Origin of the sequence: Bacillus cereus group sp. MG9 (genome assembly GCF_040459995.1) — a bacterium.
Classification (GTDB): Bacteria; Bacillota; Bacilli; order Bacillales; family Bacillaceae_G; genus Bacillus_A; species Bacillus_A mycoides.
The window spans coordinates 4,980,040-4,996,701 of sequence record NZ_JARVHC010000001.1 but is presented as its reverse complement, the minus strand read 5'-3'; the positions used below and the strand labels follow the sequence as shown (position 1 = coordinate 4,996,701).

Here is a 16,662-nt window from a genome sequence, read left to right as displayed (position 1 = left end):
CTGTGAGCAGGGCGCTTTTTTACTTAGTCACAAATTTTACTCTTTCCAAAACTGTTCCAGTAGAATGACAAGCATGGTACCCACAAGTAATCCATTACTTAAAACATATTGTAAGGAAGAAGGAATTCTGCTAAATGCACTTTCTGGAAGAAACATTATTCCCAAACTGATTAATAATGAAATTCCTAATATAGTTAATCGGCGTTGATTTAATTCTTCACGTAAAATGGATTGAAATGAAATGCCTATTACTTGGACAAATGTTGCTAAAAGTGCGGCATTAGCAATAGGACCTGGTAGCAAGGATATAAAGTTTACAATTGAAGGAATAAAAGAAATTCCTGCTAATATAAGACTTGCTATAAGGAACGACTTCACTTTTCTTTGTCCTGTTAGTTGAATAAATCCTGCTGATGCAGGTAATGGTACAATTCCAATTGTAGAAAACAACGACGAGATAATATGCGATATACCTCCGGCCCACACGCCGCGGTTCAGTATTTGCTTTTCATTTTCTTTAGATAACGGAGCCACTTGTTTTACAGCCGAAATAGCAGCGATTGTATTTGCAACTAAAAGAAATGTAAATAAAGTTGCAGTTAGAGCCATTCCAATATCTAATCTAGGTGTGCCCCAAGAAAATAGCTCTGGTAACTTAACTAGCGGTGTGTGTGAAGGCATATGAGATGATTTTCCTAATACAGCATACAAAAGCCAACCACATGAAATTCCAAGTAACACAGCGTAACTTTTCATCCATTCGTTCCCTTTAATTGATAAGAAAGTAATAAGGGCAAAAACAAAGAGCGCAATAGCAGCCGTTGTATAATCAGGATGAGTTACAGCTCCTTGTAATCCCATCATTCCTTTTAGTAACACACCACTAAGCTGAAGAGATAATATTAAAAGAAAAGTTCCTGTAACCAAGGGTGTAAATAAACGTAGAATTCGATGAACAAGCCCTGTTATACCAAGGACGAAGAGTAATATACCTGCAATAATTAATCCACCTTCTAAAAGTTGTAATACATCCTTTGCACTTTGTCCCTGATGCATAGCGACTTGTCCCAATATGACAAATATACTTACCCATGAGCCGGCTGGCCCATCCGCTATGGGATAGCGATGCCCAAACCATGCTTGTATAAATGAACTTACTCCTACAACTAAAAAAGTTCGTTGCATTAATGTTGAGATATCTTCTATTGATAAATGGAATATGCCACCAATAATGATCGGCAATGCAATTGCATTTGCTAATAAAAACACAAACCACTGTAGAATACTAAAGCTCGTATCGACGTATTTTTTATTCATATTATTCTCCCTTGTATAAAAAGAATCTCATAGTAAAAATCCATCCTTTCTACACAGCTAGATTAAAAAGGATGGATTTTGTAAATCTATAAAATTACTTTAATTATATAGATAGATTTTTAATTAATTACCATGTACGGAACGGTAAGAATTTCCCGTTAAGTGTAATCACGATACGAGGGTCGCCACCTTTTGGATCTTCTTGTGTGTCCACACCTAGATTGAAGTTAATTGCACTCATTACACCTTCGCCAGCTTTTTCTAGGATTAATTCTCTAAGAGTTGGTGCGTATTGTAACATCATTTCATATAATCGATATAAGATTGGGTCAGTAGGAGGCATTTGCATTACTTGACCTCTAAGTGGAACTACTGTTAATGCTTGAACTACTTCTTCATCTAATTCTAATAGTTTACCGATTTTTTCTGCTTCTGGACGTGTCATTGTAGCTTGTCCTAATAACGCTGTTACAACCCAAGTCTCAGAGTTTTCACTTACTTTTGAAATTTCTTCCCATGTTAAACCTTTTGCAATTTTTGCTACCATAATTTTTTGCGTAGCTTCTTGTCTATTCATATCTAATAACTTCCCTTCATTTAAGTAATAATTAATTTTTCATACCATTTAATGCTTTATATCCATCAACTATTAAATCTAATTTACCTGTGTGAGGATCAATAACTAAACCATGTACAGGAACATCTTTTGGAATAAGTGGATGATTTCTTACTAAATCAACATTAGCTTGAGTTGAACCGTTGACATCATCGAATCCAAATAACCATTTTTCAAGGTCAACACCAGCATATTCAATCGCTGATAAAATTTCTGGTGAAGCTACTCCACGATCTAATATTTTTTGAAGTGTTCCTTTTGGATTAGTTTGGCTCGCACCACATCTTTGGTGTCCGATAAGGAAGATTTCATCTGCATTTAGATCATATACTGATGCGACAACACTTTGCATAACACTATCGAAAGCAGAGGCAATTTTACCACCTGCATTTCTGATAACTTTTGCATCACCATCGTGTATATCTAAAGCTTTTGGAAGTAGCTCAATTAAACGAGCGTCCATGCAAGAAACAACAACCATACGTTTTTTAGGCAGTTTTGTCGCTTCACGAGGAGCGTATTCTTTATTTTCTACAAATTGTTCATTGAACGATAAAATCTCTTGTAATAACATATTTGTAACCTCCTTTAAATCTAGATGTATTTTTTTGTTGCGTCCTCTGTGTTATAAGTAAATATAACTGATAAACAATGTGATGTAAGAGGATAAACTAAGTATAGTGAATTGTATCGACAAGCAGAATAAGTTGGCGAAACACTTTCTGACTTTCTACTTTCACGATGAAAGGATTGGTTTATATCATTGATCAAACAGATTTTGAGATACTGAAATTATTAGGAGAAAACTCAAGAATACAATGGAAAGAACTTGGTCAAAAAATACATATGACGGGGCAGGCTGTAGGAAATCGAATTCGAAGATTAGAGGATTTAGGGATTATTGAACAATATACAATCGCAATAAACCGAATCAAATTAGGACAAGTAGTGACTGCATTTGTTACTTTATTCGTAACAACAGCTAATCATCAAGAGTTTATGAATTTCTTTCAAAAAGAAGAAGGGATTTCTGAAGTAGACCGTATAAGTGGTGACGGATGTTATTTATTAAAAACACATTTTGCTTCCAATGAAGACTTAGATAAATTTCTAGGACGACTATTAGAGTACGGGAATTATCGTGTTAACCTATCAATAGGAAAGTTAAAATAAGATTTCTTTTTTTGAGGTTATAGTAACATTATTTGCTAATCCCTATTTGTATAGAGATAATAAAGTCGTTTGATTTTTATCCCGCATTAACGGGCGAGTTAAAACGATTGGTAACTGGTATTACGCAAAAAATGCTTACTGAGCAATTGAAAGAGCTTGAAAAAGATGGGCTTGTGTCTAGAAAAGTATACAATCAAGTACCACCGAAAGTTGAGTGAAACAGGGACAATCATTAAAAGAAGTTTTAAAAGTACTTTGCGATTGGGGAGGCAACTATATTAAGCAAAGATATCCTAATGGTGATAGTGAAAGAGGACGATCATATATGATTTAACACTCCTATAATTGTAAGTTTGCTATAATGAACAAGTACTTATACGAAGGGGAGTTTAAAGAGAAAATGAAATCATTTAACATCGATCATTTTATTGCTAGTGTCTTGCAGTGGATATTAAATATAGCTCTAATCATATTATCCATTGTCTTATCTATCTTTTTAATTAATGAAACGATTACTTTTATTCAATACATATTTTCGACGAAGAAGTATACATCTTATAAATTAGTTGAAAGTATTATCGTCTATTTCTTATACTTCGAGTTTATCGCATTAATTATTAAGTATTTCAAATCGAATTATCATTTTCCGTTACGTTATTTTATTTATATCGGAATTACGGCTTTAATTAGATTAATTATTGTATCTCATGAGGAACCGATGGAGACGTTATTATATGCGGGATCCATTCTTGTTTTAGTTATTGCTTTATACATATCGAATATGAGAGATTTGAGAAAAGAGTAGTGCAGACATAAGTTTGCACTACTTTTTGTACCTTGACCTTCAAGTTACTTGAAGGTTTACAATGTAATTAGGGCGTTTGAAATCGAAAAAAATTGAGAAATTAAGTGAAGAGGTTATTTTACTTGGAGGTTATAGAAATGAGTCAGGAATTAAAGTTACGTCCTTTAGAACGGGAAGATTTAAAGTTCGTGCACGAACTTAATAATAACGCACATATTATGTCTTATTGGTTTGAAGAGCCGTATGAGGCTTTTGTAGAACTAAAGGATTTATATGATAAACATATCCACGATCAAAGTGAACGCCGTTTTATCCTGGAGAAAGATAATGAGATGGTTGGATTAGTTGAGTTAGTGGAAATTGATTATATTCATCGAAGAACTGAATTCCAGATTATTATTGATCCGAATTATCAAGGACATGGTTATGCAGCGGAAGCGACGCGTTTAGCGATGGATTACGCTTTTTCTGTATTAAATATGCATAAACTCTATTTAGTTGTTGATAAAGAGAATGAAAAGGCTGTACATGTTTATAAAAAGGTTGGATTTATGGTAGAAGGAGAACTTCTCGACGAGTTTTTCGTTGATGGAAACTACCATAATGCGATAAGAATGTGCATGTTCCAGAAGGAATATTTTAGAACGAAATAATGGAGTGAAAAGGCTATAGACGATCATTGTCTATAGCCTTTTTTTATTATGTTTAACAACAACTTTTTATTGTAAAACAATAAAAAGTTGTTGACTTAAAATGTTAGTGGGCTTATTATGATGGTATTGAGAATAGTAAAAAGGAATGCAGATAAATTAATTGTGAAATCAAAGGAGAATATATTATGAAAAAATATTTATTAGCTTCTAGTCCAATATTTTTAGGAGTGTTATGCATCATTATGTTTAATGTAATTGGTTCGGAAGTAAAACCAGACGGAACTTTAGTGGAGCCATTTTACTTAATTCCGTTAGCATATTTATTTACCTTCACTGGAATTGTTGCAATTTTGTTTGTGGCTCTTTTCTCGGTGCTTCGAAAAAAGACAGCGTAATAAAACACTTGCCATGAAATAGAAACATACGATAGGGAAGAAAAATAAAAAGTGAGCTGAATCATGGTGAATCATTATTGTTATCCTGAAAGACAAGTAGGATCGGCTATTACTTTGGCAGGAGCAAAGAAGTTAGGTGGGAGATCAACTGCCCGTAAACGCCCGATTGGTGAAGGCTAATAATCAGTGGGTAAGAACAAAACCCCCACTGATTAAAGTTTCACTTTATTTTCCATTCCATATGGCGGGACATACTTCTTATGAAAGAAAGCGACTCAATAGAGTCGCTTTTTTATATTCCACCGAGCTTCATTCCAAGGAATGCGAATAGGATACCAATTATGTAAGTAGTACTTAAATATAAAAGGAATGTGTAAATTTTTTTGCGATTGAGAAGCTGAATGGACTCTAATTTAAGTGTCGAAAATGTGGTGAATGCGCCCATAAATCCAGTTCCTAATAATAATTGCCATCCTGTAGAGACTCCGTTGCCAATTATATACCCGAGTAAAAATGCTCCTGTTATATTAATAAGGAATGTAGCAATTGGAAAGGGTGTTTTATTTCTTTTTTTAAACCAATTGCTAATTGCAAATCGTGTAATCGCACCGAAAAACCCTCCAGTTGCCACTAATAAAGCTTCCATCATAAGCGATCACCTTCCGTAAGATGTTTCTTAATTAAGAAATCACCTAGTGTATAGCCAAGACTAGACATAATGAGGCCGCCAAGTATGCTACATGATACATATAAGAAAGCCGTGCTCCATTCAGAATGATTGATTAATTGCACAGTTTCTACACTAAATGTTGAAAACGTCGTAAAGGAACCGATGAATCCAGTCCCGATGCCTGTGATAACCTCTGAAGGTAAGATGTTTAGCCGGGCGATATACGTAGTTAGCCATGCTAATAAGAAGCAGCCGGCTAAGTTAATGAGTAATGTAGCTAATGGAAAAGAATGATGCCAAAATGTATGAATAGTAAGACCTAAATAATAGCGGGAAAGGGCTCCTAATATGCCGGCGATGCCAACGATAATATAAATCAATTTTCTCACCTCTTTAAATAGCTTGCTCAAAAAAATAGACTCCTACCAGTAGTTATACTGGTAGGAGTCATTAGCTAAGCAGCGGTTATGGCGAACTCCATCGCCTATGATTATTACATATAGTGTACTAAACATTGCGTTTAATTTCCAGTGGAGAAGTTGGTGCATTTTGTATTTATATAATAGTTTAAGATAAGGAATACTTACTTATAAACTAAATATAGTGATATAAGGTTTTCAATGTGATAAAATATTTCGTATGTCTGTCATTTTTTTATTTAACTGAAAATAAAGAAAAGTAAAATCGTATGTTTTAGAAAAGGAGTCGTTTATTTGAAAAAGTTATTAAAAATAGTACTTATATGTATTTTAGTAGGTGTGGGAGTTGTAGGTGGTTTTTTAGCTTATATGACACTTACAAAAGAACAGCCGGCTGATGTTATAAGCTTGAAGGTGGAAAACAATAAGGAGCGCGTAATTGCGCATGAAAATGAATTTAAAGTTACAACATTTAATATTGGATATGCTGGACTAGATAAGGATCAAGACTTCTTTATGGATGGGGGAAAAGGGTCTGGTTCAAGTAGTAAAGAACAAACGGAAACTAACTTAAAGAATATGCTTTCGTTTTTACAAAATGAGAATAGTGATTTTGCGCTATTACAAGAAGTAGATATAAAATCAATGCGATCATTTGATGTAAATGGGCATGAATTTTTGAAAAAAGGACTGCCTGATTATACTTCTTCGTTCGGAAAGAACTATGATACAAAATGGGTTCCTGTACCAATCACAAGTCCAATGGGATATGCTGAAGCTGGATTAAGTACATTTTCTAAATATACGGTTCAAACAGCGAAGAGATTTCAGCTTCCTGGAATGGAGCCGTGGCCAAAGCGTTTATTTGATTTAGACCGAGCGATTGTTGAACATAAAATTCCTGTTAATAATGGGAAATTTGTTAGACTCGTAAATTTACATTTGTCTGCTTATGATGAAGGCGGAAAAATTAGAAAGCAGCAAGTGGAGTATTTAAAAGAATATATGAACAAGCATTATAAAAATGGTGATTATGTAATAATGGGCGGAGACTGGAATCAATTAATTTCTAACGCTCAGTTAAGTGATCCGAAGTTCGTGAAAGAGCGTCCTGAGTGGTTAGTAGAGTTACCAAAGGACTTTACTGATGGTGGCTTTAAGTGGGCTGTAGATCCGTCTGTTATGACTGTGAGAGATGATGTGAAGAAATATGAGGAAGGTGAAAATTTCGTCACGATTATTGATGGCTTTATCGTTTCACCGAATGTTGAAATTGTAAATGTACAAGGGAAAGATTTGAAGTTTGAAAATAGCGATCATAACCCAGTGAGTGCGGTATTCAAGCTGAAGTAATCGATACGTATGAGTAGAAGGTGGGGCTTCATATATGGAGTGGTTAAAGAGAACTTGTTTTTCTAACCTTGAGAAAGAATCACAGAAAAATCATTTATTGCTATTTATCACGATGTTTAGTTTCTTCCTTGGGATAATCGCGATTGGGTATTACGGATATATTTTTACAGAGAGAGCAATAGCATTTTGGATGTGTGGTATTTCTATCGTAGTATTTGGAACGCTGCTTACTTTTATAGAAAGTATGGAAGCAATGTATAAATACATCATGACATGTATGCTACTTATTATGTCTTTCATTATGGTACAAGCATTTAATGAAAGCCCAGCTGTATTTCAAATGGTCTATTTTACATTAGCGGTTTCACTTATTTATTTGAGTGAACGTCTTATTTTAATTCTTGGCGGGGTAGCAGTTGTTGTTACATTTATACTTTGTAGTTATTGGCCAAATCAATTTTTTGCGTATACAGCGTCATCTGAAGCTGCAAATTTCGCAAGCTTGTTAGCGATTGTAACGATTGCAATGTGGGGTGTAACGAAGATTGGTTCTAATCTGTTGGCTCGTTTAAGTGATGAGAAGCAAGCGGTGATGAAGAAAGCTCAGGAGTTAGAAGAAACGCAAAGGCTTATTGAGAGAACAGTTGTGAAACTAGATAGTAATTTCAATCATTTAAGACAAAATATGAATACATCGATGGAGTCAATGAGTGAAATTAACTTTGCTTTTGAAGAAGTAGCAGTGGGAACTCAATCGCAATCAGAGATGATGTCACGTTCAGTAGAAGTATTGAATGATATGGAGGGAAATATTGACCAAATCATCTCTCAAGTAAGAAATGCGTCGATGCGTGTTGATAAAAGTTTGGAAATCTCAAAGGGTAGTGTAAATACTTTAAGAAATTTTGAAGCTAACATGAGAAGTTTAAATGATGTTGTTTCACAATCAGGAACGATATTTAGAGAATTAATGACACAATCGAAACAAATTAATGAAATTGTAGATGTAATAACGAATATTTCAAGTCAGACGAGTTTGCTAGCTTTAAATGCAAATATTGAAGCTGCAAGGGCAGGCGAGCATGGAAAAGGTTTTGCTATTGTAGCGAATGAAGTATTAAAGCTTGCTGAAGAATCGAATCGTTCTGCGGGGAGAATTCAAGGAATTTTGAAGGAGTTTAGTAATCAAGCAAGTAAAGTAGAAGTGCAGGTAGAGAAGTCAGAAAGAGTACAAGAAGAATGTAACGAAATGTTAGCAAGTGTTTTGACGAATGTAACGGATTTAGGGAAGTTTATTGATGCGATTAATGATGTAATGAGGGAGATTGTTGGTCATCAAGAAAGTTTCCAAGCTAAAACGACGAATATCGTAAAGGACGTTACACATGCTTCTAACGTAATTCAACAAACTTCTGCAGCTACGGAAGAAGTGTTAGCGAGTGTTGAAGAAGAAAAGCATCGAAATGATACATCGGTGAAGACGTTACATACTGTTAGCGAGCAAGTGAAGTTGCTAGAAGATATTTTAGAAAAGTAATATCGATGAAAAAGACCACTTGGTAGGAATTTAATTGCTTTTCTCCGCATTTTCTGCCAAGCTTAAGGAGAAAAATACTTCGAAGAAAGAAATATATAGGTGACGCATATGATTGAAGTTAAGACTTCTGAACTTAGTGATGGAGAATTTAATAGAGGTGTATTTGCAACTCGTGATATTAAAAAGGGTGAGTTGATACACTCAGCACCAGTTATCTCTTATCCGAATGAACAGCATGAACACATTGAGAAAACGTTACTTGCTGACTACGCATTTGAGTATGGGGTAAATCATACGGCATTCCTGTTAGGATACGGCATGTTATTTAATCATGCATATAATCCGAATGCAACGTATGATATTGTCTTCGAGAATCATACGTTTAACTTCTTTGCTTACAAAGATATAAAAGCGGGAGAAGAGATTCTAATCAATTATAATGGTGAAGTTGATGACGATGAGCTATTATGGTTTGATAAGGAAAAAGAAGAGAACGAAAAATAAGTTAAAAAGTATAGAAAGGGCACATTCTGTGGGATGTGCTCTTTTTTATTGATGAAAATAAAGTAAAGATTACAAAAAAATACCACTTTTCTTTCGTATGGTATAGTAAGATATTGAAGGGTATTACTTTGAAAAGCCTATATATTTTACAAATTGTTGTCTATATGGTTACATGTCAAGTTTAGTAGCCCATTTGGGTTGCTTTATTATGCGATATATATTTTAATATGAGTGGAACCTCTTATAATTTAAGAGGTTTATAGGTGTGCTTTATGTACACTGTATTCACCACGTTAGCTGTTGTTTTGTAATGCATTTTTATGTGGGGATATTATGGACCCGTATATAGCGGGATAAAAAGATTATAGAAATAGAGGAATCGTAAAATGAATATGCACGAGGTTTATAAATATTTAAGTACAGTATTGCCTGAAGGTCATGTGAAGCAAGATGAAATGTTAAAGAATCATACGCATATTAAAGTGGGCGGGAAAGCGGATGTGTTCGTTTCTCCTACGAATTATGATGAAATTCAAGAAGTTATAAAGTATGCGAATCAATACAATATTCCAGTTACGTTTTTAGGAAACGGCTCTAATGTTATTATTAAAGACGGTGGTCTGCGCGGGATTACAGTAAGTTTAATTCATATTACAAATGTTATTGTAACAGGGACAGCGATTGTTGCGGGGTGTGGTGCAGCAATTATTGATGTGTCACGAATTGCATTAGATCACTGTTTAACAGGACTTGAGTTTGCTTGTGGTATACCAGGTTCAGTTGGCGGAGCGTTATATATGAATGCTGGTGCATATGGCGGTGAGGTTGCATATGTGCTAACAGAAGCTGTCGTAATGACAGGTGATGGAGAGCTACGTACTTTAACGAAAGATGCATTTGAATTTGGATATCGTAAGAGTGTATTTGCGAACAATCATTACATTATTCTTGAAGCGAGGTTTGAACTTGAAGAAGGTGTGCGTGAAGAGATTAAGGAAAAGATGGATGATTTAACGTATAAGCGTGAATCAAAACAACCTTTAGAGTATCCTTCATGTGGCAGTGTATTTAAGCGTCCACCAAATAATTTTGCGGGTAAGCTTATTCAAGAATCAGGACTGCAAGGTAAGCGAATTGGCGGAGTTGAAGTTTCTTTAAAACACGCTGGATTTATGGTGAATGTTGATAACGGAACTGCACAAGATTATATCGATTTAATTCATTTCGTACAAACAACTGTTGAAGAAAAATTCGGTGTGAAATTAGAGAGAGAAGTAAGGATTATTGGAGAAGATCTACAGTAATCTTTGAATAAAAAACGTATAAAAGTATGAATTATTTCGAAATAACATTTGGGTATTGTTGACAATTTGATTTGGATTCAATATAATGGCTAATAATTTAACAAATAAAATATACGTTGAAAGAGCCCAGTAGCAGTTTGTCACTGTTATTAAAGAGAGCTAGGGGTTGCTGGAACCTAGCACAAACAAACTTGTGAATTACACTCTGGAGTATCTTAGGTAACGCTAAGCGGACTAGCAATCGATATTATTGCTAAGAGTGGTATGAATAGCTATGCTATTTATGCAAACTGGGTGGTAACACGGTGAATAATCGTCCCTATGTCTATTGTAGACATAGGGGCTTTTTTGTTTTCAAAAAAATAAAGGGGATGACAAAAGATGAATATTATTGATGAATTAGAATGGCGCGGTGCTGTGAATCAGCAGACTGATGAAGAAGGTTTACGTAAGTTAGTAGAAGAGAAAAAGATTTCACTATACTGCGGAGTTGATCCGACTGGTGATAGTATGCATATCGGACATTTGATTCCGTTCATGATGATGAAAAGATTTCAATTAGCTGGCCATCATCCGGTTATTTTAATTGGCGGGGCAACAGGAACAATTGGTGATCCAAGTGGACGTCAATCAGAGCGTCAACTGCAAACTTTAGAAGTGGTGCAGCATAATGTAGATGCGTTAACAGCGCAAATGAAAAAGCTATTTGACTTTGGCGGGAATAGCGAAGTGAAGATGGTAAATAACTATGACTGGACACATAAAATAAACATTATCGAGTTTTTACGTGATTACGGAAAAAACTTTAGCATAAATAGCATGTTAGCGAAAGATATTGTCGCAAGTCGTTTAGATACAGGGATTTCTTTCACAGAATTCACGTACCAAATCTTGCAAGCGATGGATTTTCATCATTTATACACAAAAGAAGATGTTCAATTGCAAATTGGTGGTAGTGATCAATGGGGAAATATTACGAGTGGTCTAGATTTAATTCGTAAGTTAGAAGGTCATGAAGCGAAAGTATTCGGATTAACGATTCCATTATTATTAAAATCAGATGGTACGAAGTTTGGTAAATCAGCAGGTGGTGCTATTTGGCTTGATCCGGAAAAGACAACAACGTTTGAATTTTACCAGTTCTGGGTGAATACAGATGACCGTGATGTAATTAAATACTTGAAATACTTTACGTTCTTAACGAAAGAGCGAATTGATGAATTAGTAGCGAAGGTAGAAACAGAGCCTCATAAACGTGAAGCACAAAAAGTATTAGCGGAAGAAATGACGAAATTCGTTCATGGAGAAGAAGCATTTTTACAGGCAGTGAAAATTACAGCAGCGTTATTTAGCGGAGATATTAAGTCGTTAACAGCTGATGAAATTGAACAAGGCTTTAAAGAGATGCCGACATTCCAATCTTCAAAAGAGACGAAAAATATCGTAGAGTGGCTAGTTGATTTAGGAATTGAACCTTCTAGACGTCAAGCTCGTGAAGATATTAATAATGGGGCTATATCTATGAATGGTGAAAAAGTAACGGATGTCAGTAGGGATGTTACTGTAGAAAATTCATTTGATGGACGATTCATCATTATTCGTAAAGGGAAGAAGAACTACAGCTTAGTGGAATTAGGAGAATAGTTCTTGTGAAAGAGCGGAAGTAGGGAAGATATCTACTTCCGCTCTTTTCATATACACAATTTCGACATAAAAAAGTCAGTATATTTTGATAATTAAAGAGGTTATATTATTCTTTTGCCGAATAAATAAGTTAGAGAAAATTACGGATAAAGTGAAACTTTAATCAGTGGGGGGTTTTGTTCATCCCCACTGATTATCAGCCCGCAAATAGCGGGATAAAAATAGCCCGAACCATGCAGGGCATGATTCGGGCTTATATTCAGATTAGTATGCTAAGCTGAATAGACCTTTAATGTGTGATAAATAACGAACGTTACTTGCTTCTTTCATTAATGATGCTGGTAAACCTTTAAGCGGAGTATTGCTTGCTCCGATTGTAGCAACAGCATCTTTACGTCCTAGACTAGCAAGTGTTCCAGAGTTGATAGGTGCGAACTCTTCGAATGCTTTGCCTTCTAGTGCTGCGTATAAGTTGTATCCAATTAACTCACCCATTTGCCAAGCGATTTGTGCAGTTGGTGGGTATGGACGACCGTCTGGAGAGAAGACAACAGCGCTGTCTCCAGCAACGAATACGTCTTTGTGAGAAGTAGATTGTAGATGTGCATCAACAGTTGCACGACCGCGGTTTACTTCAAGACCTGATTCACCAATTAATGGGTTACCTTGTACGCCGCCTGTCCAAACGAATGTGTTAGCAACGATTTTTTGACCGTCTTTTAAGTCGATTTCATTACCAGCAACGTTTGTTACAGGAAGACCTGTTAAGAATGTAACACCGCGTGCTTCTAAGCTAGCAGTTGCACGTTCGATTAAGTGGTCTGGTAATACTGGAAGGATTTTTGGACCTGCTTCAACAAGAAGAAGTTTAACTTCTTTTGGATTTACGCCGTGGCTTTTTGCAAGTTTAGGCATAATGTCAGCAAGCTCACCAACTAGCTCAACGCCAGTTAATCCGCCACCACCGATTACGATTGTAGCATCAGCTTCGTTTTTCGTTTTAGCGTATTCACGAATACGGTCTTCAACGTGTTTGTAGATTTTGTTTGCATCAGCAGCAGATTTTAATACCATGCTGTTTTCTTCTAGTCCTGGAATACCGAAGTAAGCAGTTTTACTTCCTAAAGCAACTACAAGTGCATCGTAAGATAGCGTAGTGCCACCAGCTAGTTTGATTTCTTTGCTATCAACTGAGAATGACTCAACTGTTGCAATTTTAAGATCGATGTCTTTGCCTTTGAAAAGCTTTGTAAGTGGCATTGCAATTGCTTGCTCAGCAACGTTACCAGCTGCAAGGCGGTGTAGTTCAGTGATGATTTGGTGTGTTGGGTATTGGTTGATCACTGTAACTTGTGCTTCTGATTTGCTGTAATATTTACGTACGTTTAAAGCGGCAAGAAGACCGCCATAACCAGCGCCTAAGATGACAATTTGTTTTGACATAGTATGTTATCCCCCGTCTTTACTAATTGTTGTTATAAGTAAAATTATTTATTATTACGTTCTGCACTAATTTGAAGGTATGCGTTCACAAAGCGGAACATTTTTTGTGCTTGTGGGTCTTTTAGTAATTTTAATAGACCGAACAGGCCGATAACTTCGTTGCTTTCGTCAGCACGATCTTTCGCTTCGATAGCAGTTGCAGCCATGCTTTTCACTGTATCTTTTACAGGTTCTACAAGCTCTGTGATTGCACTAACAGTGTCGTTTTTTAATACTTCATCAGTAGCAACAGTTTGAGCGAAGTCATAAGACTTAGTTAAAATGTTAACAAGCTCAGTTAATTTTGGAAGCTGTTCCACTAGTGTTGTTAATGATTCTTGTACCTCAGGTTTTAACAACTGATCAAGTACATCAAGTTGTCCTTGGCTAGCAGAAATTTGTACAGTTTCTTGTTCTGGCTTTGTTTGAGTCATAGTTTCTGGCATCTCCAATTCTCCTTTACGATAGCAATACTCTTATTTTTTATAAGTAAGATAGTAACCGTTTACGAAACTTTATACAAAGTTTCACAAAACACAATAAAATGCCTTTAAATTTATGACAGCAAGTAGGCTGAAAACATAAATTTAAAACCATAACGTCTTACCTATTATTTATGAACTGTCCGATACATGGCTTGTCCGCATAATGGAAAGTTCCCTTATCGGAAAGTGTATATAATATATATCCTATATTATATACTATATACACGTATGTTAACATAAAAATGATTCCTAATTATTTGATATTGAGCCCGTAACCTAGTAATGACAAGGTATGAAAGCGCATAAATTATTTTATCTATCTTAAAAATGTACATATATATAAAGAAAAAAAGGAGGAAATGGACAAATTTATGTTCATTTTTTCCTTTTTTTATTGTTCACCTTCTGTAATTAGCATTGATGTGTTACCGCTTTTTTCAAGGTGGCATTCGCCCCAAGTACAAAGAGAATCAAGAATGGATTCTAAAGACCAACCGTAGTCTGTAAGAGAATATTCTACTTTCGGTGGTACTTGATTGTATACCTTTCTTTGAATAACTCCGTCTTCTTCTAATTCGCGTAATTGCTGTGTTAACATCTTTTGTGTAATACCAGGCATGAGACGTTTTAATTCACTCGTTCTCTTTGTACCTTTCGTTAAGTGGCAAAGAATAACGACTTTCCATTTTCCGCCGATAACCTCTAAAGTCGCTTCAACGGGAATATTATATTTCTTCATATAAAAATCTCCTTTGATGAATGTAGATTTCAGTTCTCCAACAAAAGAAGCCAAATAATTTAAATGTTACTAAAAAGTACCTATAGCACTTTAAAGTACGTACTTTTTATCATGTTGAATATGTTCCATAATAGCATACGTAAGAGGGAAATGAGTAGTACGGTACTAAAAAGTGCCTATGTTACTTTTTGGTACCTATCGTACTTTAAAGTGCGTTCTTCAAAAAAAGAGTGAAGCCATTCATAATAGCATATATCAGCAGTAACATTATTTTTGTAGAAGATAAAAAGGCCTTTTTATCACACTATTATGATTGGATTTCTCGCATTAAGGAGGAATTCAATTGAATTCATATGCAGTATCATCTTCGGCTGTTCAGACGAATCGAAGAAGTATGTTTGCTTTATTAGCGCTAGCAATTAGTGCATTTGGAATTGGTACAACCGAGTTTATTAGTGTCGGTTTATTACCATCTATTTCGGAAGATTTACATGTTTCTGTTACAACAGCGGGCTTAACCGTTTCTTTATATGCATTAGGGGTAGCGTTTGGTGCCCCAGTATTAACGTCATTAACAGCTAGTATGTCGCGAAAGACGTTATTAATGTGGATTATGATTATTTTCATTATTGGTAATGGAATTGCGGCAGTGGCAACAAGTTTTACTGTGTTACTTATCGCGAGGGTTGTCTCTGCGTTTGCACATGGCGTTTTTATGTCGATCGGATCCACAATTGCGGCTGCGCTTGTACCAGAGAATAAACGTGCAAGTGCAATTGCATTTATGTTTACTGGTTTAACTGTTGCGACGATTACAGGTGTACCAATTGGAACGTTTATTGGTCAACAATTTGGCTGGAGAGCATCTTTTATGGTGATTGTGGTCATTGGAATTGTTGCCTTAGTCGCAAACAGCATGTTAATTCCGTCTAACTTAAAAAAGGGTACACGAGTATCATTTCGTGATCAATTCAAACTTATCACGAACGGAAGACTCTTACTTGTTTTCGTCATTACTGCATTAGGATACGGAGGAACATTCGTAACATTTACGTATTTATCTCCGCTATTACAAGAAGTAACAGGATTTAAATCGAGTACCGTTACAATCATTTTGTTAGTGTACGGGATTGCAATTGCGATTGGGAATATGGTCGGCGGAAAATTATCGAATCATAATCCAATTCGTGCACTATTTTACATGTTCTTTATTCAAGCAATTGTATTATTCGTACTAACATTTACAGCGCCGTTTCAAGTAGCGGGGCTTATCACAATTATTTTTATGGGGCTATTCGCGTTTATGAATGTTCCAGGACTACAAGTGTATGTCGTTATATTGGCTGAGCGTTTCGTGCCGAGTGCCGTTGATATCGCATCAGCAATGAATATTGCAGCATTTAACGCAGGAATTGCTCTTGGGGCTTATTTGGGCGGTATTGTAACGAACTCGTTAGGATTAATTCATACAGCTTGGGTAGGCGGCATTATGGTAGTAGGCGCTGTTATTTTAACAGCTTGGAGTATGAACTTAGAAAAAAGAGATCAAGCAAAATAAAGGAGAGA

18 protein-coding genes, 1 pseudogene, 1 riboswitch and 1 other annotated feature are annotated in these 16,662 nt (G+C 35.6%); of the genes and pseudogenes, 11 read left to right on the top strand and 8 right to left on the bottom strand.

Annotated features, from left to right (window positions below; translation table 11 throughout):
• Positions 1 to 36: 36 nt before the first annotated feature.
• The 3 genes from QCI77_RS25830 to QCI77_RS25820 all read right to left on the bottom strand — a co-directional run bounded on the left by QCI77_RS25830 (position 37) and on the right by QCI77_RS25820 (position 2,507).
• Positions 37 to 1,317: a purine/pyrimidine permease gene (locus QCI77_RS25830; protein ID WP_353825635.1), complete on the bottom strand. Its 1,281-nt coding sequence runs from the start codon at positions 1,315 to 1,317 to the stop codon at positions 37 to 39.
• Between the two features lie 127 nt (positions 1,318 to 1,444).
• Positions 1,445 to 1,894 (bottom strand): cyanase, encoded by a 450-nt coding sequence (cynS, locus tag QCI77_RS25825; protein WP_113769683.1) that lies wholly within the window; start codon positions 1,892 to 1,894, stop codon positions 1,445 to 1,447.
• A 31-nt stretch (positions 1,895 to 1,925) separates the two neighbouring features.
• Positions 1,926 to 2,507 carry a beta-class carbonic anhydrase gene (locus tag QCI77_RS25820; protein ID WP_002129867.1) on the bottom strand — a complete coding sequence of 194 codons (582 nt, stop codon included), beginning with the start codon at positions 2,505 to 2,507 and terminating at the stop codon, positions 1,926 to 1,928.
• Positions 2,508 to 2,674: 167 nt separating this feature from the next.
• Here QCI77_RS25820 and QCI77_RS25815 point away from each other — a divergent pair, with 167 nt between their 5' ends.
• From QCI77_RS25815 to QCI77_RS25795, 5 genes and pseudogenes are all read left to right on the top strand, one after another.
• Entirely contained in the window at positions 2,675 to 3,106 is a 432-nt protein-coding gene (locus tag QCI77_RS25815; protein ID WP_353825634.1) for an Lrp/AsnC family transcriptional regulator, read from the top strand.
• Between the two features lie 32 nt (positions 3,107 to 3,138).
• Positions 3,139 to 3,435, top strand: a pseudogene (locus QCI77_RS25810) (winged helix-turn-helix transcriptional regulator).
• A gap of 71 nt (positions 3,436 to 3,506) precedes the next feature.
• Positions 3,507 to 3,911, top strand: a complete 405-nt coding sequence (psiE, locus tag QCI77_RS25805; RefSeq protein WP_002089513.1) for a phosphate-starvation-inducible protein PsiE — start codon at positions 3,507 to 3,509, stop codon at positions 3,909 to 3,911.
• Between the two features lie 137 nt (positions 3,912 to 4,048).
• On the top strand, positions 4,049 to 4,564 hold the full coding sequence (gene speG / locus QCI77_RS25800) for a spermidine N1-acetyltransferase (protein WP_353825633.1): 516 nt from the start codon (positions 4,049 to 4,051) through the stop codon (positions 4,562 to 4,564).
• A gap of 182 nt (positions 4,565 to 4,746) precedes the next feature.
• Positions 4,747 to 4,959, top strand: a complete 213-nt coding sequence (locus tag QCI77_RS25795) for a DUF3955 domain-containing protein (RefSeq protein ID WP_181295495.1) — start codon at positions 4,747 to 4,749, stop codon at positions 4,957 to 4,959.
• 292 nt (positions 4,960 to 5,251) lie between these two features.
• On the opposite strand, the gene crcB (QCI77_RS25790) is transcribed toward QCI77_RS25795, so the two are convergent.
• A complete protein-coding gene (gene crcB, locus QCI77_RS25790; protein ID WP_002167412.1) occupies positions 5,252 to 5,608 on the bottom strand; it encodes a fluoride efflux transporter CrcB in 357 nt (118 codons plus the stop codon).
• Positions 5,605 to 6,009, bottom strand: coding sequence for a fluoride efflux transporter CrcB (gene crcB / locus QCI77_RS25785; protein WP_341026432.1), 405 nt, complete (start codon positions 6,007 to 6,009; stop codon positions 5,605 to 5,607). Before crcB (QCI77_RS25785) ends, crcB (QCI77_RS25790) begins: the two co-directional genes overlap by 4 nt.
• Positions 6,010 to 6,063: 54 nt before the next feature.
• A riboswitch (Fluoride riboswitch) is annotated at positions 6,064 to 6,123 on the bottom strand.
• 219 nt (positions 6,124 to 6,342) lie between these two features.
• Here crcB (QCI77_RS25785) and QCI77_RS25780 point away from each other — a divergent pair.
• The 5 genes from QCI77_RS25780 (at position 6,343) to tyrS (ending at position 12,390) form a co-directional block, all read left to right on the top strand.
• A complete protein-coding gene (locus QCI77_RS25780; protein ID WP_353825632.1) occupies positions 6,343 to 7,401 on the top strand; it encodes an endonuclease/exonuclease/phosphatase family protein in 1,059 nt (352 codons plus the stop codon).
• Positions 7,402 to 7,435: 34 nt separating this feature from the next.
• Entirely contained in the window at positions 7,436 to 8,938 is a 1,503-nt protein-coding gene (locus QCI77_RS25775; protein ID WP_353825631.1) for a DUF4077 domain-containing protein, read from the top strand.
• Between the two features lie 108 nt (positions 8,939 to 9,046).
• On the top strand, positions 9,047 to 9,442 hold the full coding sequence (locus QCI77_RS25770; protein WP_000573650.1) for an SET domain-containing protein: 396 nt from the start codon (positions 9,047 to 9,049) through the stop codon (positions 9,440 to 9,442).
• Positions 9,443 to 9,828: 386 nt separating this feature from the next.
• Entirely contained in the window at positions 9,829 to 10,746 is a 918-nt protein-coding gene (gene murB / locus QCI77_RS25765) for a UDP-N-acetylmuramate dehydrogenase (protein WP_113769687.1), read from the top strand.
• Positions 10,747 to 10,853: 107 nt separating this feature from the next.
• Positions 10,854 to 11,070 (top strand) — a binding site (T-box leader).
• 57 nt (positions 11,071 to 11,127) lie between these two features.
• Positions 11,128 to 12,390, top strand: a complete 1,263-nt coding sequence (tyrS, locus tag QCI77_RS25760; protein ID WP_353825630.1) for a tyrosine--tRNA ligase — start codon at positions 11,128 to 11,130, stop codon at positions 12,388 to 12,390.
• Between the two features lie 264 nt (positions 12,391 to 12,654).
• On the opposite strand, the gene QCI77_RS25755 is transcribed toward tyrS, so the two are convergent.
• The 3 genes from QCI77_RS25755 to QCI77_RS25745 form a co-directional block, all read right to left on the bottom strand.
• Complete coding sequence (locus QCI77_RS25755; RefSeq protein ID WP_002016002.1) at positions 12,655 to 13,833, bottom strand: NAD(P)/FAD-dependent oxidoreductase; 1,179 nt, start codon at positions 13,831 to 13,833, stop codon at positions 12,655 to 12,657.
• Between the two features lie 44 nt (positions 13,834 to 13,877).
• The gene (locus QCI77_RS25750) at positions 13,878 to 14,318 is read right to left on the bottom strand and encodes a DUF1641 domain-containing protein (RefSeq protein ID WP_002124127.1); all 441 of its coding nucleotides are present in this window, start codon (positions 14,316 to 14,318) and stop codon (positions 13,878 to 13,880) included.
• Between the two features lie 430 nt (positions 14,319 to 14,748).
• A complete protein-coding gene (locus QCI77_RS25745; RefSeq protein WP_000760478.1) occupies positions 14,749 to 15,096 on the bottom strand; it encodes a winged helix-turn-helix transcriptional regulator in 348 nt (115 codons plus the stop codon).
• 394 nt (positions 15,097 to 15,490) lie between these two features.
• Between QCI77_RS25745 and QCI77_RS25740 the strand changes: the two genes are divergently transcribed.
• Positions 15,491 to 16,654 carry an MFS transporter gene (locus QCI77_RS25740; protein WP_215587972.1) on the top strand — a complete coding sequence of 388 codons (1,164 nt, stop codon included), beginning with the start codon at positions 15,491 to 15,493 and terminating at the stop codon, positions 16,652 to 16,654.
• The last annotated feature ends 8 nt before the right edge of the window (positions 16,655 to 16,662 follow it).

Bases quoted from the DNA above. Each gene is read 5' to 3' on its own strand.
- QCI77_RS25830 (WP_353825635.1), bottom strand. From the start codon at position 1,317: ATGAATAAAAAATACGTCGATACGAGCTTTAGTATTCTACAGTGGTTT.
- cynS (WP_113769683.1), bottom strand. From the start codon at position 1,894: ATGAATAGACAAGAAGCTACGCAAAAAATTATGGTAGCAAAAATTGCA.
- QCI77_RS25820 (WP_002129867.1), bottom strand. From the start codon at position 2,507: ATGTTATTACAAGAGATTTTATCGTTCAATGAACAATTTGTAGAAAAT.
- QCI77_RS25815 (WP_353825634.1), top strand. From the start codon at position 2,675: ATGAAAGGATTGGTTTATATCATTGATCAAACAGATTTTGAGATACTG.
- psiE (WP_002089513.1), top strand. From the start codon at position 3,507: ATGAAATCATTTAACATCGATCATTTTATTGCTAGTGTCTTGCAGTGG.
- speG (WP_353825633.1), top strand. From the start codon at position 4,049: ATGAGTCAGGAATTAAAGTTACGTCCTTTAGAACGGGAAGATTTAAAG.
- crcB (WP_002167412.1), bottom strand. From the start codon at position 5,608: ATGATGGAAGCTTTATTAGTGGCAACTGGAGGGTTTTTCGGTGCGATT.
- QCI77_RS25775 (WP_353825631.1), top strand. From the start codon at position 7,436: ATGGAGTGGTTAAAGAGAACTTGTTTTTCTAACCTTGAGAAAGAATCA.
- QCI77_RS25770 (WP_000573650.1), top strand. From the start codon at position 9,047: ATGATTGAAGTTAAGACTTCTGAACTTAGTGATGGAGAATTTAATAGA.
- murB (WP_113769687.1), top strand. From the start codon at position 9,829: ATGAATATGCACGAGGTTTATAAATATTTAAGTACAGTATTGCCTGAA.
- tyrS (WP_353825630.1), top strand. From the start codon at position 11,128: ATGAATATTATTGATGAATTAGAATGGCGCGGTGCTGTGAATCAGCAG.
- QCI77_RS25755 (WP_002016002.1), bottom strand. From the start codon at position 13,833: ATGTCAAAACAAATTGTCATCTTAGGCGCTGGTTATGGCGGTCTTCTT.
- QCI77_RS25750 (WP_002124127.1), bottom strand. From the start codon at position 14,318: ATGCCAGAAACTATGACTCAAACAAAGCCAGAACAAGAAACTGTACAA.
- QCI77_RS25745 (WP_000760478.1), bottom strand. From the start codon at position 15,096: ATGAAGAAATATAATATTCCCGTTGAAGCGACTTTAGAGGTTATCGGC.
- QCI77_RS25740 (WP_215587972.1), top strand. From the start codon at position 15,491: ATGTTTGCTTTATTAGCGCTAGCAATTAGTGCATTTGGAATTGGTACA.